The sequence below is a fragment of the Candidatus Nitrosocosmicus franklandus genome, from assembly GCF_900696045.1.
GTDB lineage: Archaea > Thermoproteota > Nitrososphaeria > Nitrososphaerales > Nitrososphaeraceae > Nitrosocosmicus > Nitrosocosmicus franklandus_A.
In genome coordinates this window covers 774,081-798,349 of sequence record NZ_LR216287.1, presented here as the reverse complement: position 1 = coordinate 798,349, position 24,269 = coordinate 774,081, and the positions used below count along the sequence as shown (strand labels likewise).

General features: G+C 34.2%; 16 protein-coding genes. 9 read left to right on the top strand and 7 right to left on the bottom strand.

What is annotated here, in order from left to right; genetic code table 11:
• Window positions 1-51: 51 nt before the first annotated feature.
• Window positions 52-1,344, bottom strand: coding sequence for a tRNA pseudouridine(13) synthase TruD (gene truD / locus NFRAN_RS03660; RefSeq protein WP_134483136.1), 1,293 nt, complete (start codon window positions 1,342-1,344; stop codon window positions 52-54).
• Window positions 1,345-1,500: 156 nt separating this feature from the next.
• On the opposite strand from truD, the gene NFRAN_RS03655 reads away from it, so the two are divergent.
• The 4 genes from NFRAN_RS03655 (at window position 1,501) to NFRAN_RS03640 (ending at window position 7,086) form a co-directional block, all read left to right on the top strand.
• The gene (locus tag NFRAN_RS03655) at window positions 1,501-2,349 is read left to right on the top strand and encodes a hypothetical protein (protein WP_134483135.1); all 849 of its coding nucleotides are present in this window, start codon (window positions 1,501-1,503) and stop codon (window positions 2,347-2,349) included.
• Between the two features lie 157 nt (window positions 2,350-2,506).
• A complete protein-coding gene (locus tag NFRAN_RS03650; protein ID WP_134483134.1) occupies window positions 2,507-4,684 on the top strand; it encodes a CDC48 family AAA ATPase in 2,178 nt (725 codons plus the stop codon).
• A gap of 80 nt (window positions 4,685-4,764) precedes the next feature.
• On the top strand, window positions 4,765-5,943 hold the full coding sequence (locus tag NFRAN_RS03645) for a hypothetical protein (RefSeq protein ID WP_172602090.1): 1,179 nt from the start codon (window positions 4,765-4,767) through the stop codon (window positions 5,941-5,943).
• An 87-nt stretch (window positions 5,944-6,030) separates the two neighbouring features.
• A complete protein-coding gene (locus NFRAN_RS03640; RefSeq protein WP_134483132.1) occupies window positions 6,031-7,086 on the top strand; it encodes a tyrosine--tRNA ligase in 1,056 nt (351 codons plus the stop codon).
• A gap of 581 nt (window positions 7,087-7,667) precedes the next feature.
• Here the strand turns inward: NFRAN_RS03640 and NFRAN_RS03635 are convergent.
• Entirely contained in the window at window positions 7,668-7,922 is a 255-nt protein-coding gene (locus NFRAN_RS03635; protein ID WP_269472332.1) for a class I SAM-dependent methyltransferase, read from the bottom strand.
• A gap of 176 nt (window positions 7,923-8,098) precedes the next feature.
• Here NFRAN_RS03635 and NFRAN_RS03630 point away from each other — a divergent pair, with 176 nt between their 5' ends.
• The 4 genes from NFRAN_RS03630 (at window position 8,099) to NFRAN_RS03615 (ending at window position 12,363) form a co-directional block, all read left to right on the top strand.
• On the top strand, window positions 8,099-8,770 hold the full coding sequence (locus NFRAN_RS03630) for a hypothetical protein (protein ID WP_134483130.1): 672 nt from the start codon (window positions 8,099-8,101) through the stop codon (window positions 8,768-8,770).
• 78 nt (window positions 8,771-8,848) lie between these two features.
• Entirely contained in the window at window positions 8,849-10,846 is a 1,998-nt protein-coding gene (locus NFRAN_RS03625) for an AMP-binding protein (RefSeq protein WP_134483129.1), read from the top strand.
• 12 nt (window positions 10,847-10,858) lie between these two features.
• On the top strand, window positions 10,859-11,779 hold the full coding sequence (locus NFRAN_RS03620) for a DNA double-strand break repair nuclease NurA (protein WP_134483128.1): 921 nt from the start codon (window positions 10,859-10,861) through the stop codon (window positions 11,777-11,779).
• 101 nt (window positions 11,780-11,880) lie between these two features.
• Window positions 11,881-12,363, top strand: coding sequence for a hypothetical protein (locus NFRAN_RS03615; RefSeq protein WP_134483127.1), 483 nt, complete (start codon window positions 11,881-11,883; stop codon window positions 12,361-12,363).
• An 867-nt stretch (window positions 12,364-13,230) separates the two neighbouring features.
• Here the strand turns inward: NFRAN_RS03615 and NFRAN_RS03610 are convergent.
• Together NFRAN_RS03610 and NFRAN_RS03605 are read right to left on the bottom strand one after the other, a co-directional pair.
• The gene (locus NFRAN_RS03610; RefSeq protein ID WP_172602088.1) at window positions 13,231-14,460 is read right to left on the bottom strand and encodes a cupredoxin domain-containing protein; all 1,230 of its coding nucleotides are present in this window, start codon (window positions 14,458-14,460) and stop codon (window positions 13,231-13,233) included.
• A 278-nt stretch (window positions 14,461-14,738) separates the two neighbouring features.
• Entirely contained in the window at window positions 14,739-17,465 is a 2,727-nt protein-coding gene (locus NFRAN_RS03605; protein ID WP_145988006.1) for a glycosyl hydrolase-related protein, read from the bottom strand.
• Window positions 17,466-18,936: 1,471 nt separating this feature from the next.
• Here NFRAN_RS03605 and NFRAN_RS03600 point away from each other — a divergent pair.
• On the top strand, window positions 18,937-20,070 hold the full coding sequence (locus NFRAN_RS03600) for a hypothetical protein (protein ID WP_172602087.1): 1,134 nt from the start codon (window positions 18,937-18,939) through the stop codon (window positions 20,068-20,070).
• Between the two features lie 511 nt (window positions 20,071-20,581).
• On the opposite strand, the gene NFRAN_RS03595 is transcribed toward NFRAN_RS03600, so the two are convergent.
• The 3 genes from NFRAN_RS03595 to NFRAN_RS03585 all read right to left on the bottom strand — a co-directional run bounded on the left by NFRAN_RS03595 (window position 20,582) and on the right by NFRAN_RS03585 (window position 24,023).
• Window positions 20,582-20,875: a hypothetical protein gene (locus NFRAN_RS03595; RefSeq protein ID WP_134483123.1), complete on the bottom strand. Its 294-nt coding sequence runs from the start codon at window positions 20,873-20,875 to the stop codon at window positions 20,582-20,584.
• A 740-nt stretch (window positions 20,876-21,615) separates the two neighbouring features.
• The gene (locus NFRAN_RS03590; protein ID WP_134483122.1) at window positions 21,616-22,116 is read right to left on the bottom strand and encodes a 4Fe-4S dicluster domain-containing protein; all 501 of its coding nucleotides are present in this window, start codon (window positions 22,114-22,116) and stop codon (window positions 21,616-21,618) included.
• A 740-nt stretch (window positions 22,117-22,856) separates the two neighbouring features.
• Window positions 22,857-24,023: a lactonase family protein gene (locus NFRAN_RS03585; protein ID WP_172602086.1), complete on the bottom strand. Its 1,167-nt coding sequence runs from the start codon at window positions 24,021-24,023 to the stop codon at window positions 22,857-22,859.
• Between the last annotated feature and the right edge of the window lie 246 nt (window positions 24,024-24,269).

Sequence of the window (24,269 nt, the reverse complement as noted above, 5' to 3'; positions counted from 1 at the left end):
GCATTTCTCTTACACTACACGGATCCAGGATTTAGACATCTTTCATCTATGCTAAAATCCTGCCAATATGGGGTTCACCGGCTTGATTAGTTCTCTTAGAAGGATGGTGGCATAAGATCCTTTGGGCGCAGAGAATTCCACAATTATAGAATTATCCTCAATTCTGTATCCAAAATCCTTGCAGTAAAAACTTGCTTGACGAAACCCTCCAGATTCACTTAGTTCTTGCATTTCCTTTATAAAAAAATCCTTGGCTGTCATATTTTCTAGAGACATGTAATCTTTTAGTATCTTGTCAAATCGGTTATTTCCTGGCTGAAATGAATATCCGGGTAATCGAATAATTGGTAACATGATAATACCTTTTTTGGAATTGTTTTTATTGTTGTATTTGCGTATTTTACCAAATTCTAGATTATTCTTATACACTTCAAAACAAAGATCATTTATCTCGGGTTTGGTAAGTGAAAAGTCGTTTTCTATCGCTTTACTAAGGGTCTTATTAAACAGAAACGATTGAAATGCTTGAACAAATAACCTTCTTATTGTTATGGGAATTGATCGGAGGGCTGCAATAGAGTTCTTTCCATTTAGTATTTCAAGAGCTAAATTTTTTTCTATATCCATACCTTTAGGAATTTCTTTCACTATAGACGGATTATTTCTTACATCATTCAATTTTTCTCTAATTTCTATACTAAATTTAGAATCATATTTGGTAGTATAAGTCATTAGAATCTTCACCGCCTTATCAAATTCCCTATTTAAAATCGCCTTTCCTACCAAATGCGTTACCAATCTCTCACTTCCAAATCTTTGTAACCCATAATAGTTACCTATCTTATCAATTTCTGAAATGAATTTCATGATATCGTTTGAATAAGGTTTTTTGGTATTTGTTATTCTTATTCTAAAAAAGTTTCCTATTAGATTATTCTTCTCTAATGGTTTTTTAGAATATCCAACCAAACTGAGCATTACTGGACCAATCTTAATTCCTTCTGTCAATTTTCTTGAATTAGGACTGCGGATGCTACTGGCGTACTGAATAGTGGTAGCTTTTGCATCTTTCATACCAATTATTTTGAGATTTAGACCAGTTTTTTTTCTCAGTAACATTACAGCATGAATTGAGTCAATTCCTTCTTTTTCTATCTTGTATATTGGGAAGGAAAAATTACTTTGTTGTGATGAACTTAGTTGCCTCAAAAAGTCATCCTTTAGAATTTCTTGGACAAAAAAATCTGTATAGTTTTTCTTTATTTGTCCATCGACTCCGATTGTCGAAGTTGCATAGCAGCTGATTCCAGCAAGTTTATCAATTTCTGGTGATAGAATTTTCATTTGTTCAAATTCACTTATATATATCTTTTAAAACCTATTATTAACTATAAAATCGTTCATAATAATTTCATATAATAAATTAGTCTAATATAATACTCTAATTTTTACTCAGAAAAACATAAATCGTATTTTACGTATATAAATTACTGAGTATTAATGACTAGTAAAAAAGACTATTTTATCTACCTATCTCAAAATAATGGTGTTAATGATAATTATTTCTCAAGAAAATCAATGAGTATTGTTGTCGTTCTCTCTTTATTATTGGTATCGGTATCCTTTAATCTCGAACCTGTTAAAGCGCAATTAGATTTTGATGAATTTATGGAACAAACACAAGAGAATATACAATCGACTATAGAGAATAGCGAAAATAGTAACAACAACAATTGCAATAACAATATATCAATACAATCTCAGACCAACGAGAATGGAAAAACTACTAGTACAACGCGAAGCACTTGTGATGGTGAGACTTCAACCAGCACTATAGGATCAGAGGAACCTGAAAGCAGCGATCTCAATGGAACCATAGTAAGTGCAGAGTATGATCAAGAAACAGGAACTCTTATTAATAGCATTTATGGCAATTGGTCTTTGACTACTCAAGATAATGGATCCAAGAACTTTAGTGCCAGCTTTATTAAGCAGCCTGTTAATCTTAATTCATCTGAAATTCATAATGATGCCGTCAATAGACCCGAATCAACCAATGAGACGCTCTCAGGCGATAGGTTTGCAAATACGACATCCTATGATTTGTCAAATTTTGTAAGTAACGCCGTTCAACAACAGAATAATGATATCACATATTCTGGAAAAATTGATGTCATTAAAGTAACAAGCTCGAATAATGCGACGATTTCCGATGAAACTAATAATTACAACGGAATTGGAGTATCCTTGACTTTGATCGATAATAGGGTGTTATTCATAAACTTTGATCCTCAGTCTCCGTTGTCAAAGGAATTTGTACAAGCCCCTATCGTCGGACTAGCAAAATAGTGTAGATGAAGAACGGGCAAGATTAATGGGGTCCCTCATCATCATTATTAGATTTAATCACGTATTTTCAGGTTATTAGATGTACTAGGATCGTCATTTTAGCAAAAGATTTACAAAAGTGTATAAGTAGTATGTTAGTAAATATTAGATAGTAATCATGTCTCAAAGTAATGCTCTTTCTTTAAAAGTGCTTGAAGCCTATACCCGAGATGTAGGTCGTGGTGTTGCTAGAATCGATTATGATTCTATGGATGCTTTAAGCGCTTCTACGGGTGATGTAGTGGAAATAAGAGGTAAACGCAAAACAGTTGCAAAATGCTTGCCTCTTTATCCTTCAGATGAGGGTAAGGGTATCATACGAGTTGATGGTCTGGTCAGAAATAATGCTGGTGTAGCCATTGGTGACACCGTGATTGTCCGAAAGATTAAAGCAGTGCCTGCAGAAAAAGTAATTGTAGCACCATTAGAAGCTATTCCACCAATTGACGAACGATATCTCGCTGATGCTCTAGAAAGTGTACCGTTAATAAAAGGTGATAACGTGATGGTGCCATACTTTGGTGGTAGACTTACTTTTCAAGTAATAGGAGTAACCCCAGGTCCTGGTGTTGACGCTGTTTTAGTCACACAAAAAACTGTATTTCATATAGCTGAGCGTGGAGAAACGCTCCGTGGAGTGCCACAAGTAACCTACGAGGATATTGGAGGTTTAAAGGAAGAAGCCCAGAAGGTTCGAGAAATGATAGAACTTCCACTCAGACATCCTGAAATATTTGAGAAATTGGGTATAGAGGCACCCAAGGGAGTATTGCTATATGGTCCGCCGGGTACTGGTAAAACACTGCTGGCAAAGGCTGTAGCAAATGAAAGTAATGCTCACTTTGTGAGTATCTCGGGTCCAGAAATAATGAGTAAATTCTACGGTGAATCGGAAGCAAGATTACGTGAAATATTCAAAGAAACCAAAGAAAAGGCCCCGTCTATCATGTTTATAGATGAAATAGACTCTATTACTCCAAAGCGTGAAGAAGTAACGGGAGAAGTTGAGAGAAGAGTTGTATCTCAATTACTATCATTAATGGATGGATTAGAAGCAAGAGGTAAAGTCATTGTTATCGCTGCTACAAACAGACCAAATGCTATTGACCCAGCTTTAAGAAGACCTGGTAGATTTGATAGAGAAATTGAAATCAAAGTTCCAGATAAACGTGGAAGGTTAGAAATCTTACAAATTCACACGAGAAATATGCCCTTGGATACTGATGTAAATCAAGAAAAGATTGCATCTGTAAGCCATGGTTTTGTTGGTGCCGATTTAGAATACCTTTGTAAAGAAGCTGCAATGAAGTGTTTACGTAGATTACTACCAGAACTTAATCTTGAAGATGAGAAAATTAATCCTGACGTGTTAAATAAATTGGTTGTTACAATGGCCGATTTTGAAAATGCAATTAAGGAAGTAATGCCCTCAGCTATGAGAGAAGTATATCTCGAATCTCCAGATGTACAGTGGACTGATATCGGTGGACTGGATGAAGTCAAAAGAGAGCTGCAAGAGGCTGTAGAATGGCCGTTAAGATATCCTGACTTGTATACAAAGTTAGGGCACTCCGTGCCTAAAGGAATTCTTATGCATGGTCCATCTGGTACCGGAAAGACCATGCTTGCTAAAGCTGTAGCAACCGAATCAGAAGCTAATTTTATCAGTGTTAAGGGACCAGAGTTATTGTCAAAGTGGATCGGGGAATCAGAAAGAGGTATCAGAGAAATCTTTAGACGTGCAAGACAGGCAGCACCATGTGTTGTTTTCTTTGATGAAATCGACTCTATAGCCCCGATACGTGGAATGGAAGGTGTAAATGCAGGGACTGAACGTATGGTTTCGCAATTGCTAACCGAAATGGATGGGATCCAAGAGCTCAACGGAGTCGTAATTATTGCTGCTACTAACAGACTGGATATGATTGACAGTGCTTTATTACGACCTGGGAGATTTGATAAGATCGTATTTGTTCCAAAACCAGATATCGCCACGAGATTAAAGATCTTGGAAATATATGCAAAGGAGAAACCTTTGACAAGTGATGTCAACTTACAAAGAATTGCTGAACTTACTGATGGATTCAGTGGTGCAGATATGTCTGCTGTTGCAAATACTGCCATATCTTTAGTCTTACATGAATATCTTCAAAAATATAGTAATCCCGAAGATGCTGCAAAGCATGCGTCAGAAGCACATGTAACTATGAAGCATTTTGAGGATGCTGTAAAGAAGATAAAAACTCAGAGAGATATGAAACCTGGCGAAAAGGTTACACTTTCTCAATACAGATAACATCTCTTAATTTTATTTTTCAACATTTTCAGATTAGTTTAGAAAACATTAAATTTAATGGAAATTCAATTTCGTTTGATTTGTATGATGGAACAGTAGTTAGTAAGAAAAAAGAGAGTATTGCAATAATCGACCTTGGATACAATTCAGTAAAGGTTTCTGCTTATGATATTTATAAGAACGGTTACTATAAGAAGAAGTTTCAAAGACAAGAATATGTTCAAATTGGATTGGATTTAAACAAAAACAATCATCTTATATCGAATCAGAACATAGAGCGGACCAGTCAGGCTTTGCTTTCATTTAAAGAAGATTTAAAGACACAAGATATTGATTCTGTAATTCCAATAGCGACAAGTGCTGTTAGAGATGCAGAAAATCAAAAAGAAGTAATTAATAATTTACACGACAGGACTGGTATCTGTTTTAATATATTGTCTGGTCCCGAAGAAGGATTCTTTACTTATATAGGATCGCAGTCTTACATGCATGTCCCCAACGGTGTGTTTTTCGATTTAGGGGGCGGTAGCATGGAGCTAATGCATATCCAGGATTTTAAAATTCAAAAAACAATATGCCTAGATTTAGGCGTTCTACGACTGTCACAAGAATTCATTAAATTTCATGAAAATTACTATAGTGATCAAGTTAAATTAAAAAATACTTATGATAAGCTTGAAAAATCAATTATAAAGTATCTACCCAACAGAAATCAGTTTAGGTTTGATGAACCTCTAGATTTGAAAATGGTTGCTATTGGTGGAACAGCAAGATCAATTTACAAGTTTATTTCAAAGATTTTTTTTCTTGATTCTCGACTTTCTTCTCATCATGTTTCGCTTGAAAAGAGGATGATAGACATTGCAAATAATATTTTCCGTGAGATGTCAGTAGATGAAATATCCAACTTGCGGTTTGTAGATCCACAACGATCAAGAACCATTACAACAGGAAGCATTATTATAAAGATATTGATGGAGAAGTACAATTTTAATAATGTGCTAATATCTCCTACTGGAGTTAGAGAAGGCATACTTGAGCATTATCTCTATTTTCGAATGGATAAGAAATATAGGAAGAGAAAAAAATTCATCGAAGCAAATTGTGAACCTTTGACTGTAATTGCTAAAGATACTAGTAGGATACCTTCGAAAAATTCTTCTACTATTAGTCTAGATGCAAAGTTGACCAATTTCGATTCATTTACTTTTCCTCGCAGATTAGAGAGAATAAAAGTTAGCAAATTGACAGCAGGATAATGTCTGATCTAATTTATATTATATAGGTAATACCTAGCTATTATAGATTACAATTTATAATATTCTCAAAGTTACAATTTAGTTACAATGGATGTAGAAAGAAAGGTTGATCTGATACAGAGACCACCCACTGAGGAGATAGTTACCAGAGACGAACTAATTTCGTTATTAAGTACTAACATATCTCCAAAACACTATATCGGGCTTGAAATTTCAGGTAAATTACATCTGGGTAGCCTAATGCTTACAGGATTTAAGTTAAATGATTTTATTGCAGCAGGTGTTAGGACGAATGTCTTTTTGGCCGATTGGCATACTTATATCAATAATAAACTAAATAACGATTGGGATTTAATTTCAAAAGTATCCAAGTATTATGAAAAAGCGTTCAAATTTGTTTGTCCAGGTGTAAATATAATACAGGGAACAAAGCTCTACGAGGAAACAGATGAATATTGGAAAAACTTTGTACTCTTTTCAAAACAAATCACGCTATCTCGAACTCTTAGGTCGCTAACTATTATGGGAAGAACGGAAAAAGATACACTCGATTTCTCTCAACTCCTGTATCCATCAATGCAATCCGTTGACATTAAAGCAATGGATCTTGATATTGTTCATGCTGGAACTGATCAGCGAAAAATTCACATGTTGGTAAGAGAGGTATTTCCTAAACTTGGTTGGAAAGTTCCTGTTTCTGTTCATCACCATTTGTTGCCTGGTTTATCGGAGCCTAATGCTCTGAATTCTGGGTCTTTAGGTGATACTTCTGATGAATCTAGAATATTTAGCAAAATGAGCAAGAGCAACCCCTCAAGTAGTATTTTGATTCATGATAATGAAGATGAAATTTCTTTAAAGATAAAAAAAGCATACTGTCCAGCAAAAATCTCTCAAAATAATCCTATTCTAGAGATAATAGATTATGTTATATTTCACGAGTTTAGTGAGTTTACGATTGAGCGCCCTCAAAAATTTGGCGGCAATGTAACTTACTATTCCTTCGAAGAGATCAAAACAGCATTTGAGCAGGGTAATATACATCCTATGGATCTAAAAGCAGCTACGGGCAAATACCTAAATAAGATAATTTCCCCAGTTAGAGACTATTTGAGTCCGGACATGCAGAAAATATTTCAATAATGGCTCTCATTGTTCGACAAAAATATATCAAACACATGTCTAATTGAAGAGATATCTTTGGTTCTAAACTATAGATAAAGAACAATCAAAAAAAAGAAATGAATAATTTGTTGCTTTATCGCACAAATATTCAACATACCATAGCCTATACTTGGTTGTTTTCTATGATTTAAAAAATCTGTATTTTTAATTTGTTCTATGAACATATCAATGGATGACTCTCTATTATGGTTGTTGTCATTTGAGGGAGGTAAATATGATAGGTAAGGTTTCATAACAATGGTTTTCATAAAAAGCCTAAAGTCTTCGTATCTATGAAACACAGCTGTTTTGTTAGATAATTCTGTATGAATATCTCTATATCTATATCTTTAAGGATGGAAAAGCTGCTGAGACTGAAGGAAAATACCATGGTTGCTGCCATTTTCTAAAATACTTTGCAAATTCTCTTTCCTTTCTCAATGTTTCTAAAACATCCCTTATTTTTCCTATGTTCTCCTTTCCACCACATTGAATTAGTATCTTTCCGTCGGAATTAGCATATCATGAAACTTTTTGAATAGTTGTTTATGACCGGGTATCTAATGGATAGCTGCATTTGAAATAATTATGTCAACAGGCTGGGGAAGATTGGCATTTGAAATATAGGATATCAAAAAGATTACATTCTTTACATGCAAGTATTTTTCTCTTGCAAGTTTTATCATGTTTTCATCAATATCAACAGCATAAATTCTCCCCTTTTTCACTACTTGAGCGATGAGATTTGCAACTCTTCCCGTCCCCAATCCTACGTCAAGAACAACTTCGTCTCCATTCCATTTGTTATTTGATATCAGCTCTTTGGCCTATGCCTCCTGAATGTGAGATATCAGGTGATAAGTTTGTGCATCCCATTCTTCCATTTTCTAAATCTTTGCTTCATTGCGATTAAGTGTTTACTTCAATAATGATCTTTCGAATGATTCTTTCTAAACCATTTTATAGGCACGAATGTCTATTTCTAATATTTATGAATACTAGGGTTATTTATGCAGTCGGTATAGGAATTATACTTATAGGCATAATATTTTATTTCCTCTTCAATTCCGGGTTCTTGGCTCAAAATCCTAATTTAAATGATCCACTGTCATCTTCTTTAAATACAAGTCAGGGAAATTCTTTGGGCTCTAATTCAGTCCAGAGTAGTTTTGAAGCAAACGGCCAGTTTGTCTCAGCACAACCCAACAACCAAAATTTATCACTTACCATTGATTCAGTAAAAGTTTTGCCCGTAAATGATGAATTGAGGTTGGAGGTGGCCTTTAAAGCATATAATCCAAATAGAGGTACAATTATTCTTGAAACAATTTCTTACAACGTGTATCTGGACGGTCTTAGATTGACTTCTGGGGATATTGGATCTCGTACGGAAGGATTTATCGATTCGCTTGAATCAGTATATACAATTATAGGTAACCAGAGTATTGTTATTCGAGACAGAGAGGCACTTACTGACGATGCACTCTCTAAATTTGATTCTCAGGGAAAATTAATTGATGGTGCCTCTAATGCCTCAGGTTCAGGAACTGATGATCCTCTGCAATTTAATGTTAATGGAACATATTTTTACACTCTAAACCGTGGTAGTGATACTCAAGTTGGTGAACATACGTTTAGTTTCAAATATCCTATCAATCCATAATTTATTAATACTTTTCTGTCAATGATTTGTGAAATAAATTAATATAGTTGACCTAAAACCATTTGTTTTATACCATAAATGACGGATAATTTGAGGATTCCATCTTTTTCTCTCGACGATCTACCTATATCTGATTTTACAAACACGAGTAATTTGATTACCTTTATGAGAAAAAACAATCTCGTTTCTTTACATGATTTGCTCCTCGAGTCGACCAAAAATCCTGAGTGGTATTGGGACAGGGTAAATGATGACCTGGATATAAAATGGAAACAAAGGTATTCGAAGGTAATTGATGCTCAAGGTGGAATACCTTGGACTGATTGGTTTATTGGAGGAAAATGCAATATCATCGATAATATTGTTCAAAAGAATGTGGAAAAGAATCCAGATAAAATTGCCTTTATCTTTGTGAACCAGTATGGCATAAAAGAAAAGCTCACTTTCAGAGATTTGGAATTTAGAGTTCGGGTTTTTTCTATGGCCCTCAAGAATATAGGAGTTCGGAAGGGTGATGTAATTGGGATCTATCTACCTATGCGAAGCGAGTCTTTTATTGCTATTTATTCAATTTCTATGTTGGGTGCCATACATGTACCCATATTTTCGGGATTCGGAAAATTAGCCCTTGAACAGAGACTCATCGATTCCAATTCTAAATTTCTGATTACAAGTAAATTTATGGAACGAAGAGGAAAAGTAATCAAATTACAGGATCATTGGAGGGATGTCTTTAGAAATACTAATGTTAAGAAGGTGATATTAGTTGACGATGATGATAATACGAATAGTGTAGGTATTTCTTCCAAATCTCTTGACAATACCAATATTTTCTCTTACAATAATATTTACGATGATTCACTGAATAGATTAAACAAGAATTCAAAACTTGAATCAGAAACCATGGATTCCAAGGATCCCTTATTTTATTTATATACATCTGGGACTACGGGCAAGCCCAAGGGGACTATTCAAACTCATGGTGGATTTTCTATATTTTCAGCTCATCAAGCATCTTACTTGATCGATCTCAAACAAAATGATACTATGTTTTGGTATGCTGATATTGGATGGATAACTGGCCAAACTTGGGTAGTTTATGGATCTCCTATGATTGGTGCTTGTACTGTAGTGTTTGAAGATACCTTGGACTATCCTACATTGGATTTCTGGGCAAGGCAAATTGAAAATCTCAAAGTAACCATTTTTGGTGCGGCACCTACTGCAATTAGACAATTTATGAGAAATGAGATCAAGGTGTCAAATTATACTTTTGATTCATTGAGATTGTTAGCTACAACAGGAGAGCGATTAAATAAAGAAGCGTGGGATTGGTTTTTCAAATATGTTGGAAATAATAAATGTCCAATAATTAATTTATCGGGAGGGACAGAAGTAGGGGGAGCAATACTTGGTACTTTGCCATTCTTAGGTAATGTTCCAACATCGGTCGGAGTACCTGTTCCCGGTTTTGATGTCGATATATATAATGAGGAAGGGGAATCAGTTGATAATGGATACCTTGTAATAAAGCAGCCCTGGCCTGCAATGACGCGAGGATTGCTTAATGATACAGACAGGTATATCAAAACCTATTGGTCAAGATTTCCCAATATATGGTATCATGGAGATAAAGTAATGATCGATAAACAAAATATGTGGTATATATTAGGAAGAGCTGATGACATGATAAAAGTTGCTGGACATAGAATTGATCCTAGTGAAATCGAAGAAATATTAACAAGTTATTCTGAAGTTATCGAGTCTGCTGCTGTTAGTATCCCTGACGAAGTAACGGGAGAATCCGTACATGTTTTTTGCGTTTTAAAAGATTTTAAAAAAACACCGAAACAGATATTTATTATAAAGGAAAATCTCCAAGAACTTTTAAGAGAAAAAATTGGTAAATTCTTACTCCCAAAGGAGATTCATTTTGTAAACGACCTGCCAAAAAACAGAGCAGGGAAAACCCTGAGACGACTGCTGCGCCAGAAATTAGTACGTGATGAAATTACAAATGACGATTTATTAATTGTTGAAAATCCCGATTCACTCAAAGATATTTGTCCAATATAAGATTGATGAGTAGTGGCTATTAATTCCAACGCATCATTGATATATAAAAAATACTCAAAAACATTATTGCTCCCTGATCTTTACTTGGATGCTATCAAGAATAAAGAATTTAAGATTTCGTCGATTCATGGAGATAGTTTTGATGACCTATTGCGTATCGCTTCAAATAAATGGATCGATTATGAACCATTCGGAAGTCCTGCATCTACATTTGGAGTAGATAGTAGTTGGAACAAGAAATCTTTCCAAGGTCTTGACTTTTTTGTTGTTGATTGTATTGCCATTAATTCTCATAATGATATTTCAAAATCAAAGGCAAAATGGGATTATGGAATAGGAAATATTGTTGGTGACAAACTTGGTATATTGGCTATGCAAATGGAAATTGATGTTGCCAGGGGAATATTAAATCAGACTCCTGATGTAATTTGCATAGACGGGTCAGTTGTTTCAAATTTGGTTCACAACAAGAATTATTCATACATAGAGAATATAAAGAGCTTGATTGAGGATGCGACTGAAACGAGGATAGCATTTATTTCAAAAAACTCTACCTCTAATAATCAATTCAAAGAATTTGGTTCCAAAGCTGCTGATATCTATTATTTTAACAAAATAGGATTTGATCCTGGATTCAGTCACCCTAGTTTAAATACACATATTTCAAATAGATTGGAAGTTGTGGAAATATATGCCCGACTATCTTCCCATGTTCCGTTGATAAAGATTGAGATGGTAAATGACTCGAAAATCTTGGAGAGTGAAATTAAAAACCTCTTGAATCAATTGTATTTTCATAGTATAAGGGGATATCCATACTGCCTGAAACTTGCACATCAAACTTGCAAAATAACTAATAGTGACATGAGCCGATTAGCAAACCTATATGGATTTAAGAATGAATTTGGATCAAGAGATTCTTTAAATGAATAGGAATTTGTTGAATCGATTCAAAAGATTGTGGAATACTGATTGGGAAATTGGTAATATAATTCAGATTTCTTTTGAATCTTTTAGCAATGAACTGCTAGTTTATGATACCCGCTACAAAGCGAATGTATAACACTTATTTGCATGTGCATTTCTATCCCTTTAACATGGGACGTTGGGATGACAATAATAACTCGTATGGATATGGCGGGTACGGAGGCGGTGGTGGTGGCAGCGAAAGCGGAAAAAAGAGAAATTGGCTTAAAATCATACGCAGAATAATTCTAATAGGATTTGTCGTCGTCGCGGCGATAGTATTGTATGTATATTTTACCACTGCTGGTTTGAACGTTGAAATAATTCAAAGAGGAGGTCCAGTTGAAACTGTAAGCGTTAAACTAAGTAACAATAATTTCTTTTCCATTACTAATGTAACTGTCCAGTTTGATGGCGAGCAAATTCAAACATTAGGTAATATGGGGCCTTTTGCATCTATATTTGTGACCCCCGAAAGCGGAAGTTCAAACTTCAGACAAGTTATGATAGAGGCCAACAATGGTGACATACAGTTAATCAAAACTAGATAACCTACAATTTTTTTATTAATTGATAGTTTTGATGTAAATGAAAACCTGTCCTTATTTTTGTTTATGCTAGTATCATTTTTTCTTGAATCTGCTGAATTTCTATAATAAAAAAAGGCTACTGTGAGGGTGAGGAAGAAGACTCACAACAAAAACCTCCTGATTCATGTGTGGACTGATCTTGGATCATAAAATGCCCAATCTTTCATCGGAATTTGTCGGCATATAAGGATAATTACACGAAGCTGCGTGTATCTGAAAGTGCAAATTACAGTATTGAGTCAGACATTTAAGAAATTTGCTACTAGACTGGTTTTGCAATCAGGAAAAGTACATATTGAACCAAAGTTATATTGATTGGTCCAGTCATAATTGGCCATTTCCAATTGTCTACACTATTTAAGTAATATAAAAAATAATTTAATTTTGCTTGCAATTAAATGACCTTTGATGTTTTTTGTGAATATGTTTCAAGAAATTCATCTAATTAATGTTGATTTTGGACTGAAAAAGAAGTTAAACATCAACTGAAAATGCCAAAACTAAATATGACGTAAAATGATATTTTATTGGAATTCTATTACGAAAACGGGATGATAAAATCGAATTATAGACAAAAATTAGTCCAGAACGACGGAATACCCAAGTATTAAATATGGGTTAAGCTAATAATTAGTATGGACTTTTCAGATAGATGTGAAAATTATGGAGAAAGGATTTGTGACTGTGGATATTGTTGTCAAGATGGTTAGAGACAACAATTTCTAAAACCCCGTCATAGAAGTAATTTTTTTTATTCTTTTTCAATCTAATAATTTTTAATTAATCTGATCTATTCAAAAAATAAAAGGTTCATGGTAAATTACTGGCCTAACTACAGGTTGGCAATATCTCCATGCTTGGTCCAGGTCTATCTGAACAAGGAGTTAGCGAATTTACAGATCCAATGACTGGTTGTCCGGCAAAATGATGATCGGTTTCTTCATGATCAACATTGATCGTAATTGTCCTGCCACCTCCACCTATTGTTAATGAGGCTTCTACTTCATCCCAAGTGACAACTCCATTTGATGCCACATCCATTTCTCCTTCTATAGTTACAATATTGTCAGCAGGTAACACAATGTCTCCACTGGATTCAAAGTTCAAGAAATCATGTGTATGACCACTTGTCCCATTAAACCAAGCCATGTTTGTTATAAAGTTAGTTACCTCTCCATCTTCAACTATTAAAGTCCACTCTCCTGTTGCATTCCATGGACTTGTGGGTGTTACTATATTGGAATGTATTATTCCTGTTGCTTTAAAACTGTCTATATCTCCATGCTGTGGTATCTGAAATTGCTGAACAGGTTGTTGAACAGGTTGTTGTGGTTGTAGTTGCTGCTGCTGCTGCTGCTGCTGCTGATCCTGGATTGGTTGTTCAAATTGTGATTGTTGTTGTGGTTGTAGTTGCTGCTGCTGCTGATCCTGGATTGGTTGTTCAAATTGTGATTGTTGTTGTGGTTGTAGTTGCTGCTGCTGCTGCTGCTGCTGCTGCTGCTGCTGCTGATTTAACGTTTCTATTACGGGATTCTCTCCAATTATTCCAGATTCAGGCTGAGTCTGAATTGTGTTATTTGTATCTGTCAAAATGGTTGTGTCATTTTGAACAGAATTCAAGGTATCCAAAGGCTGAAATAGGTTGCTATTGTTGTTATTTACATTAAAACCAGCAGTATCAATTTCTGAACTCGCTATTACCTGACCTTTAATGTTAGTCCATATGGGATCGTAATAGTCGAATACCCCTGCATTGTTAAAGGTTATATTATAAGATTCATTTGGACCAAAAAAGTCTCCATAGAAAATGTTATTTGGGCCCGTCTCAGGTGTACCAGAAACTATTTGATGGTAAACGGAGTCATTGTTTGCCCAAATTACGGTAGCTCCTATAGGTATCGTAATATTGGCAGGTTCTATTGGATTCTGGCTATTTCCGTCAGAGGCACCTGGCTTAATGGTAATGGTGAATAAATCCATCTGTGCTACGGCTATTGGTTGAGTGTAACCCATGGAACAGATCATAACAAAAACCGCGACCAATAATATTATTCTCATATTTGTTATAGTGGTAGATAATAAGACAAATATATATCTGTGATCCTAAGCAGTAAAAGTCACGATTCCATACAGTCTTCCTTCCTTCCTTCCTTCCTATTTCAACAGTAAAAATACTAGTTGATTTTTTTTAGTTCAAAAATTGAAGATATATTACAAATTTCTATCATAATTATATACTATACTCCATCTCTTATCTGGTAATCGATGCCTCATGTATTAATAATAGCGGAAAACTATTTGCATATACTGCTTTCATCCATGATCCTTCTTTGATTTTATTTATCAAAATCAAACACTACTCGTATCGTCATTATCTTGAAAGGATTTAAGACAACGTTTAGTAAATTGTTACTTGGACCATCGATTGAAATCTCTTCCTTAGGATCCAATTTGTCTTCCTCTAGCAAATTCAAAACCGAAGCAGATTTGATAGGGAAGTGAGATGATATGGTTGCTTGAGCAGTTTTTCCTTCTGTTTCGTAAATTCTCAAAATAACAGTGTTGCGCTCGATACTTTGATATCCTTGCTGAGGAAGTTTGAGTGTGCTTAGTAATACATTCTTTGGAGAAATCGATAGGAACGATGTACTGCCACTTGACTTAAAGCCTTTGCTTGATCCATTTAAACTATTTTTTTTCTGTTGCTTTCCACTGCTCTTACGATGTATAGCAATTGGTTTCATATTAAATGCAATTCCTTCTTTATAACTTGATGCTTCGCGCCAATCTCCGGTGTGAGGTACAAGAGCATATTTGAAAGTGTATGGTCTTTTCTCTGCAGCGTCGGGTGTTGCAATACAAGGTCCCTTGGTTCCGTCTGCAGAAAGTGTTTCCACTCCTCGGAGTAATGTGAGATATAAACTATTATCTCTAATTTCATGGGAAGGGATACCGAAGTGAACTAACGTAACTCCAATATCTTGCTTTCTGTTTGAAAAGTCGATCCATTCTAAAGACGGAAAAGTCCCACTAGGAGGTTCCTTCCACTTTTTCATAACATCAGGATCTTTATTTAGATAAAATAGATTAGTTGGCCTCTGAATGGCCCCAAACTGAGTTCCAGTCCAGTAGGTATACCCTTTAAACGGAACATCAAATTTTACTCTTAATCGTACGTGAGGGTGATTATTTTCGACATATGTCATACAATCTATCCTTGATAACCCCTTGTAAATGGAGATTTCTTTTCTAAGAGTTAAGAAACTATGCTGATATAAAATAGTGGGCAATTTTTCATTTAGCCTATATGGCCATCGTATGGCGTAGTATTTGTTTTGAAATACTATTTTAGTTCTGATCTTGCCGTTTAAGACTATGTATTTTTCTTTCTTAAATACACCAAATGGAATTCCCTCACCACTTTCTGATTTAATAATTCCAGTTACATCTTTGTGGTAGTATAGATCACCCAATTCTTCTTCAATTCGTATTTCGTTACCTATGAAGTATAAACGGTCAGCCTTCATTAGAGTAAATATCCCTGTTTCAGCATCAATTTCCAAAGTGAAATCGTCTAGGTTAAATCTAGTTTCATACGATCTTGGATATGCCAGTAATGTAGATTGATCTATCGTATTGTTTTTTCCCTTTTCCTTTTTTCTGTATATTATTTCATAAGCAGAATAACCAAATGAAGGTAGTTTTGCAATAAATCCTATCTGAACTCTTTTTATTCCTCGATCTCTTTCATGCAGTTCAAGATCCAAAATTTCAACATCTATTATCTCATTACTCGATAGAGATCGTAATTCCATTATATCGAAAGCTTCGTCAATATCAAATGTTACTGTTGCTTCTACCCATTCCTTTACCTCCCATGATATGGAATTAAACACCAAAATAAAATGCTCTTTGTCGTTTTCCTCAAACTCAAAAGTGGCATTTACAACTTCATTGAGACATTCGGACAAAGTTTTTTTTAGTGTATTTTCTATTTTGTCAAATGCTGATCTCATTTCTTCATACACTTGATCTATGCCAGTACCTGGAAGAGAATCATGCATGGCGAAGAATAGTGCCTGCTTCCAATAATTCTTTAACTCATCATCAAAATCGTGATTCTTTGATACCAATTTTAATATTGTGTTCCATCTTTCAAGTTGAAGCAAATAGGTTTCATATTCCTTGAATCCTTGTTTTATCCATGATCTAGTAGAACTACTATCTGGAAAAACAAATGATGCTTTTCCAGAATACATTTCTCCACTCTTTGTAGACATCTTGATGTTTTTTTCCTCAATCTCGCGTTCAAGGGCCATAAAAAATTCTGCTGGTGTAGATATCTTCATCAGAGGATTTTCGATTTTGCTTTTGGTGGATTCATTGTATTTATTGATTGTGTCACATAATTCTGGTTGCGGAGGTGTTGATCCGCTTCCAGAAGGCATCAATACATGCCTAGTGGAAGACAATCTTCTGAGCTGCTCGTATGTTTCATGCAGTAACGAAAGGTCCAATCCTGCTCGATAACCTAAGGGCATCCAGTGAGAAAGAATAGAGGTACCGTCTATCCCTTTCCAATAGAATTCTGAGATCAATGGTTCAGCCACGCCCCTTCTGAAAGCAAAATACTTGTAGCCACTATTTTTGAGGATTTGAGGCCATTGGGCGTTGTATCCAAATTCATCAGCCCCCCATGCAACAACCACATCTTTTCCAAATTTTTCCTTAACGTACCTTTTTCCTTCAAGTATCTCTCTGATCAATACTTCTCCCGATGGAAGCATTACATCTGACATGAGGTACTCTCCTCCGGCTATTTCTATTCGTCCATCTTTAACAAATCGTTTTATCTCTGAAAACAATTCCGGATAACTAATTTCTATATTTTCTAAGAGATAGGTTTGTTCTATAATAAATTTGAAATCCTTTTCTGCTTTAAGTATTTCAATTGCCTTTTTAATGATATAGTTACAATTAATATCAAAATTTTCTTCCTTACTGAAGATCCAAATAGCGTCATAATGGCTATGTGGAACAATATGCACGATAGGTTTGTCCAATTCTATGTTTTGTTACTTGGAGATATGTAAGTTTTGCCTCTCTAAAATTTATTCCAAATCAATAAAATCAGGTAGATTTCATTGATAATTATAAATTATAAAATAAAATATTCATAGTTTTGAAAATTTATGTTTTTACGCTGCTATTTCAGATGAATGTGATATATATTCTAGTCCAAATTCACACCATGATCTAAGTTTGGTATTTTTGGAATATCAAAGAATTATCGTTCTTTGAATGTAAACAGTCATTGATAAAGTAATGAACTAACTTATCAATAATATAATGACATTTGTAACTGTTGAAAATGTTTTAATTTTTTGTAGAAAAGAAGCAAATGGCTATTTTTGGTATGCAGGTTGAAAACAATTATTCGAACACATCTATTGATGATTGTTTGTTTCTAGCTGATATTATTAAAGATATTTGATATTACAGAAAAATCGTATGTTTATTGATCATGCTAATGGTAGCAAACCTGAGCTACAATAAAATTTTACTAATTTAATGAGGTATAAATTGTTCTATTCAAATCATAAAGGCAGTCGCAAATTCATTTATCTGCTGCCATAATTTTATTTGGATACCATGTGTATACTGTGTATTGCACTGAAACATGTCAGAGCAAAATTTGTTCTTATCATGGATGTTCCTCTTTAGAAAATAGAAATTAGATATGAGGTTCTTATAACAACCATTGACCATCATATCTAATTTCTACGAAAATCTTACCCTCAACAGTTCATTTTTACTTATTTTTTTATATTCAAATATTTATGTAATCCGATTTTATTGCGCAGAAAAATAGTACAAAATATAATTGAGAAATAACTTTCTATGTCTAAGAGAGATCCTAGAGAGCAACTCGGTATTAAGCAGATTAATCAATAGTTTATTATACGAGTGTCGATTTGATATTTGAAGTATACAATGTTTGATATAGGAGGAACACTCAGTAAGTTGGTCGAGGTTATCAATATATCGTGTTACTTTGGGACGAATTGAACATCATAGAACCTTGTGTATGTTGAATTCGTATCTTGACGAAATATTCGTACTTGAACTCCTCTTTCTGTCCATTCTCTTGAAACATAAAGTATGACTCTGATATGTATAGAATGTTTTCAAGAAAATATCAGATTGCTTTGGATTATCTTTGTATGGTATACTAATATCTAGTGCATATCTTATTCTTTTATAATATCCTCAATTTATACATCTTGTCGAGATAATTTATTTTTTTATTTCAATATGGAATTTATTGATTTAGTTGTTATTATTAATGAGTAGGGAATCTTCTTAATCAAACAAGCAAAAAAATAAAATCAATAAAACTGAAGAATTCTTTTAGTATTATCAAATAATCAAATTACTTATATTTTTTTTAGAAAACTATTTTATAAAATGTTCCTCATAACAAAATTGGCTAAATTGGTAAAGTCAAAAAATAATACTTCAATCATCTCATTAATGGTGATACTATCTTTGATCTATTTCACCATCACTCCTGTTGAGTTTAGTGGAATTAGTAATATCAACTACGCATCAGCACAAGAACTCTCTTTAGACTCGATTCAAATTACCAGTACATCAACCTATACAGATGAGTTTGGAAGTTTTCATATTATAGGTGAAGTAAACAATACATCAACCCAACCTCAGACTAACATCATAATAACAGCAATTTTATCTAATCTAGCAACCAACTCTATTGTTGGTAATTACTCTGCACTCTCATCAATCGAAACTTTAAGATCTGGTGAGTTATCTCCATTTGATATAGTAATACAAAATCCTCAACAAATCTTGGGTACATTTGACTTTATGGAGTTTTCTGTCACATCTGAATCTGCATTAGCTGAAAAGCCTGCAAACCTTGTTTTGAATGGTAGCAGTTCATTTGTTGACAACGTTGGAAACCCGCATATAACGGGTAATATAATTAATAAAGGCCAAGCTCCAGAACAATTCATCAATCTTGTTGCAACGTTTTATGATAATTCTAGTCTAGGTGTAGTTGGAACTCAAAGTTTTGGACTTGATATAGGTAATCTTCCAAGCAATCAAATGGTGCCCTTTGATATTACAATTACAGATAATAAAACCAAATCCCAAGGTGCTTTTTATTCACTTAATGTAGATTCTGTTCAAAGTTCCATGAGTCCTCCTTTGAACCAAAAGTTTTCTTTGAGTAATGTCAATTCCGGTGCAGAACAATTCCTTAGAGGTAATGAATTAACAACTGCTATGCTAAACAATAATCAAGGTATAATAAGCCAAAATCTGCCACCAAGCAACGATAATGACAATGTCAATGACAATGACAATGATAACCAACGCGGTGAACAGAGACGAGATGATAATGGTAATCCTTGGTTTGACGATGATAATTGCAGTGAAGAACCAGGTTCTTCGGGTGGAGAATTGTCCGAATGTGAAGAAGCTGAAAGAGAAGAGCAGAGTGAACAGGAAGATGAGGATCCATTAGATAATAACAATGGCAATGATGATACAGAAAGTGAAGACTTAAACAATAACGATGAAACTAGTGAGGAAAATGACACCAACCAAGAAGATGACACCAACCAAGAAGAAACCAACTGATTGACTTCAAATTTGTTGTTTTCTATAATATCATCTATTTTCTAAATTTTTTGATTTCCATACTTATGCAGGTTATTGTGTGTTTAATATCGAGTTTAGAATCTTCCTTGCGACCTGGCATTTCAAACTTACATCAACATCTTTCTTTTTAGCGAATTTAAAATTCTAAGGTCAATTTCTACTATGCGTTTTTACCATTAGACTTGATATCTATTTGAAAACAGGTGTTATTAAAAAAGGTATTTTTGATCTTTGGGGAAAGTAAATTTAAGAATGGTTTCACCAATTGATAAATTCTTTCTTATTAATACATTAAATCCCCATAACATAACATACATAATTTCTTATAGGTTTGAATACATTTGAATACAGATATTTGTTGACAGAGAATACAATCTCTGATGATAGATGTGTTCTTACCTGAAAATAGGTGATTTAATAATACCACTAAATTGGAGAGCAGAAACCCATGTACTTGATTTACAAATAATCCACACGTAATCTAGGTTGATTATTTGGTATTATAAAGTTCATCGATCAGGCTACTAAGTCTAAATCCTATAGGCTTTACTGATTTTTTGTTCTTGATTTCCAACGCCTTCTTAGATTTGATCCATTCTAAATTAGTCCTCAATGTAGATACAATCTTACTTTTTTCAGATGTTTTAACATTTGGATATAACTCATTGAAAATTTCGTCTATGGTCCAGAATTCCTTCTTTGGGTTAGAAGCATTCATAGTGTAAAGATGAACGACCAAGTTACTTATTCCATTCCTATGCGGATTAATAGCGTTAGATTCCATTTTCTTACAATATACCTATTAACTGTTTTAAATAGTTTTCACATTAGGGAATCATCTACTTAGTCATTTTTGATTATAAAATTTTTTGATTTTTTTTATTAGCAGTGTATAAAAATTACTAAAATTTGTAGGAACTACAGGTTACTTATATTAATTTACTAACGACCAAGTTACTCTGAATGAATTAGGCTATTAGATGATATCATTGGGAGATGCGAAAAAAAAGTAACCATTTTAACAAAATAGAACAAGTAATCTTAACACAGAACAGTTCGCTTGAAATGAACACGGATCTTTAATCCTTAATAATATCTATGCATTATTCAATTATTGACTTCATTGAGTAGCAGTACTGCTTTCCAATTATTTAAGATTAAGCTAAATGTAGGAAACAAGTTATTGCTCTATTTGTACTCCTATAGTTGTTTTACGATTACAAAAAATTTATCATTCTACGGCCAGTATTAAAGACTTGGTTTTTGTATGTTTTCATAGTAGATTTTTATTATTAAGCAATTGCCTTCTCGATATTAGTTCGGATATTTCATTCATTTTAAGAAAAGGCTCAAAACAATTTATTTTATTTTTTGCTACTAATTGGTCACTTTAACTGTGTTCACAAATACTAAAGTTACAAATGGATTGAGTAATAATAGGCATGAAAATATCAAGATATGTTATTTTATTTAGACATCATATTCAATTAGATAACGAACAGCATTAGCTTTTGCATAGTCATCTCATAAGTAATTTTGACCTTGCTCTTCATGTATTGGCAGATTGGCTTCATCTACTTTTATGGAACTAGTAGGACATACAGTAACGCAAGCCATACACCAAATGCAGGCACTTTCTCTAATCGGGTCTGGTTTGTCGGTATAATCCCTCCTACCTTCTTTATTGTGGTCATCTCCAATACCTTCGCTCACAGCGTTTACCATTTCAATTGCCGGAACATCTTGTTCTGATCTGTACCATTGATACACCTGAACTGGACAGGCTTCGATACAGGAACCATCAGCAATACATGAATCCCAGTCCACTGCAACATATGTTCCATGAATACCTAGTGGAACATACTCTTCTCCTCTAGCCTTGTATGCTTCTTGGACCTCTTTATTTGTAGAAGACTCTGCATCGGACCTACCGGGACCCCATACAAGATGAAAGTATGAGCCATCGGAGGTTGAGTGCTTACCAATTACCACATGATTCTTCGGAAAATTTGGGTCTATGGTCATTACATTGGTTACTAAACGTCAAATTATTTAAGACTCATAGCGGCATTTGATTGATCTGGAATAGAGAAAAATTATCAATTTCGATTTACCACCTTCGCATTGATCATACAAAGCCTATGCTAGGCTGAGGCTTACCACGGGAGTTAGTAGACTTCATTCCGAATGTTACATTTTTTGTTTTATTGCTATGTGAATGGCGTACTATGTTATCTAAATATTCAAACACTAGCTTTCTAACTGCATTACATTTTATACTCGTTCTATTCTTAGATATTAAAATCCTTATTGAAATTTTCATTGTCTTCTTTTTTGATACAATGCCTTTAGAACGAAACTGGATTAGATACCTTATTCCGTTCACAAAAACATTCTTATTTCAAGATTCTTAACTGACAGATCCTCATTTGCTTGTTAAACGTCAAATTCTTTTATCATTAACTATGATACTTGTACGTCACTAACCTAGTGAGATGCAAAAATTAACGAGATTTGGCCGTTCTTCAGTTTAGCTGCTTTAAATTCATAATGAGATGTTTTTACTCCTTGCAATTTCAAAAGCGGTATATTTATATTCTTATATTGATGAAAGACTCCTTTCTAATAATTCAAATCGATGTTAATGATTTAATGGCCCGGTTTCAAGTAAAAGACCATGTGATTAAAAAGTCAGAATAGGTTGCAGAGTAAATTGCAATACTTTGATATCTGAATAAGCCTATGCACTAACAATACTAAGCATTTTAATCAAATTCAACTATTTCAATCCAATTGGGACCTTTTCCAGATTCGTATCTATTCAAATACATTAGTTCACCGGTCTCATTATTGATCTTGTATGCTGATAGATATCCTGATTCCTGTCCTGCAGCCAATAAGAAATTGCCTTTCGGATCGATACCAATGCCCCGGGGTATCTTTTCCGTATCATAATTTTCGATATGCGTAAGATATCCTGATCCGCTGTCTACAGCAAATGCTGCAATAGTACTAGAGTTTCTTTCACTTACATAAATCCATTTTCCGTTCGGAGTGATGTGTATATCCGCCACTCCTAAATTGATTGGCTTAGATTCTCCAGCGTTGGCTACATTATCTATGTCGACTGATTGAGAATTCGAGTTCCTAGGCATAGCACTTAATCTTTGAATTTCGGTTAGAATCCCTGTCTTATTGTTTAATACGTAGGCTGAAACGGTGCCATCAATTTCGTTAGATACATAAACAAATCTGTTGTCTGGTGAAAACTCTATATGTCTTGGACCTGAATTATCATTAGTTCTAACGCCTTCTGGTTTATTCGGTATTAGCGTTCCATTATTTTCATCAAATATGAATTGTTTGATTTGAGACATCCCCAAGTGTGGTACATACACAAATTGGTTCGATAAATCGTTCCTGATCGAATGAGGCTTTTCGCCTGTTGAAATTACTTGAACAGGATTTGGCTGGACAGTGCCATTGGAGCTAATCGGATTAATGGCGATCATTTCTTCATTATACGATACAGACAGTAAGAAACGGCCTGTATTATCTGTCGAAATGTATACCATATTGGCAGGTAAAGGAACTTTTCCGATCTGAGTCAAGTTACCTGCATGAGTATTAATGAGATAAGTAAGTACCGAATAGGGTTCAGAACGAATTGATGCATACAGTAACTGATGATCAGGGCTCACTGCCATATGCATCACTTTTGGCCCTGCAGGTACCTTGTCAACCAAATCTAGATCTGTTGTGTTTTGGTTTAATTTCAAAATAGATATGCTTCCATCTTCGCCGTTAGAAACATAAACAAACGTTCCCTCAGAGTATGATTCATTTATCGGAACAAATATGCTAGGTATAGTTGCAATTGCAATTATGACCATGATAATTCTATACTTTAATACAGATCTTTTCTCACTCATGGAGTATCGTTTTGGATGGGTAAAGTGTATAAATACCTTCCCCTTCTTCTTCATCTTAATTCGTCAAAGAAGGTTTTTGAATATATCTTTCATTAATACCTTTGGGAATAAACAAGAAATTCTATTACTCAAGAAAATTCTAAAACCGTTTCTAGGTAATTATGACTCTAATGATTGTTAAATATTCCTAGATCTTTTATATTTTTTTGTTGTCGCAAAATTGAAAATACAGAAATCTAGTGATGT

What these genes read in the sequence shown, in the direction of transcription:
- NFRAN_RS03625 (WP_134483129.1), top strand. Translation starts at nt 8,849, where the DNA reads ATGACGGATAATTTGAGGATTCCATCTTTTTCTCTCGACGATCTACCT.
- NFRAN_RS03640 (WP_134483132.1), top strand. Translation starts at nt 6,031, where the DNA reads ATGGATGTAGAAAGAAAGGTTGATCTGATACAGAGACCACCCACTGAG.
- NFRAN_RS03585 (WP_172602086.1), bottom strand. Translation starts at nt 24,023, where the DNA reads ATGAGTGAGAAAAGATCTGTATTAAAGTATAGAATTATCATGGTCATA.
- NFRAN_RS03590 (WP_134483122.1), bottom strand. Translation starts at nt 22,116, where the DNA reads ATGACCATAGACCCAAATTTTCCGAAGAATCATGTGGTAATTGGTAAG.
- truD (WP_134483136.1), bottom strand. Translation starts at nt 1,344, where the DNA reads ATGAAAATTCTATCACCAGAAATTGATAAACTTGCTGGAATCAGCTGC.
- NFRAN_RS03615 (WP_134483127.1), top strand. Translation starts at nt 11,881, where the DNA reads ATGATACCCGCTACAAAGCGAATGTATAACACTTATTTGCATGTGCAT.
- NFRAN_RS03595 (WP_134483123.1), bottom strand. Translation starts at nt 20,875, where the DNA reads ATGGAATCTAACGCTATTAATCCGCATAGGAATGGAATAAGTAACTTG.
- NFRAN_RS03650 (WP_134483134.1), top strand. Translation starts at nt 2,507, where the DNA reads ATGTCTCAAAGTAATGCTCTTTCTTTAAAAGTGCTTGAAGCCTATACC.
- NFRAN_RS03610 (WP_172602088.1), bottom strand. Translation starts at nt 14,460, where the DNA reads ATGAGAATAATATTATTGGTCGCGGTTTTTGTTATGATCTGTTCCATG.
- NFRAN_RS03630 (WP_134483130.1), top strand. Translation starts at nt 8,099, where the DNA reads ATGAATACTAGGGTTATTTATGCAGTCGGTATAGGAATTATACTTATA.
- NFRAN_RS03655 (WP_134483135.1), top strand. Translation starts at nt 1,501, where the DNA reads ATGACTAGTAAAAAAGACTATTTTATCTACCTATCTCAAAATAATGGT.
- NFRAN_RS03600 (WP_172602087.1), top strand. Translation starts at nt 18,937, where the DNA reads ATGGTGATACTATCTTTGATCTATTTCACCATCACTCCTGTTGAGTTT.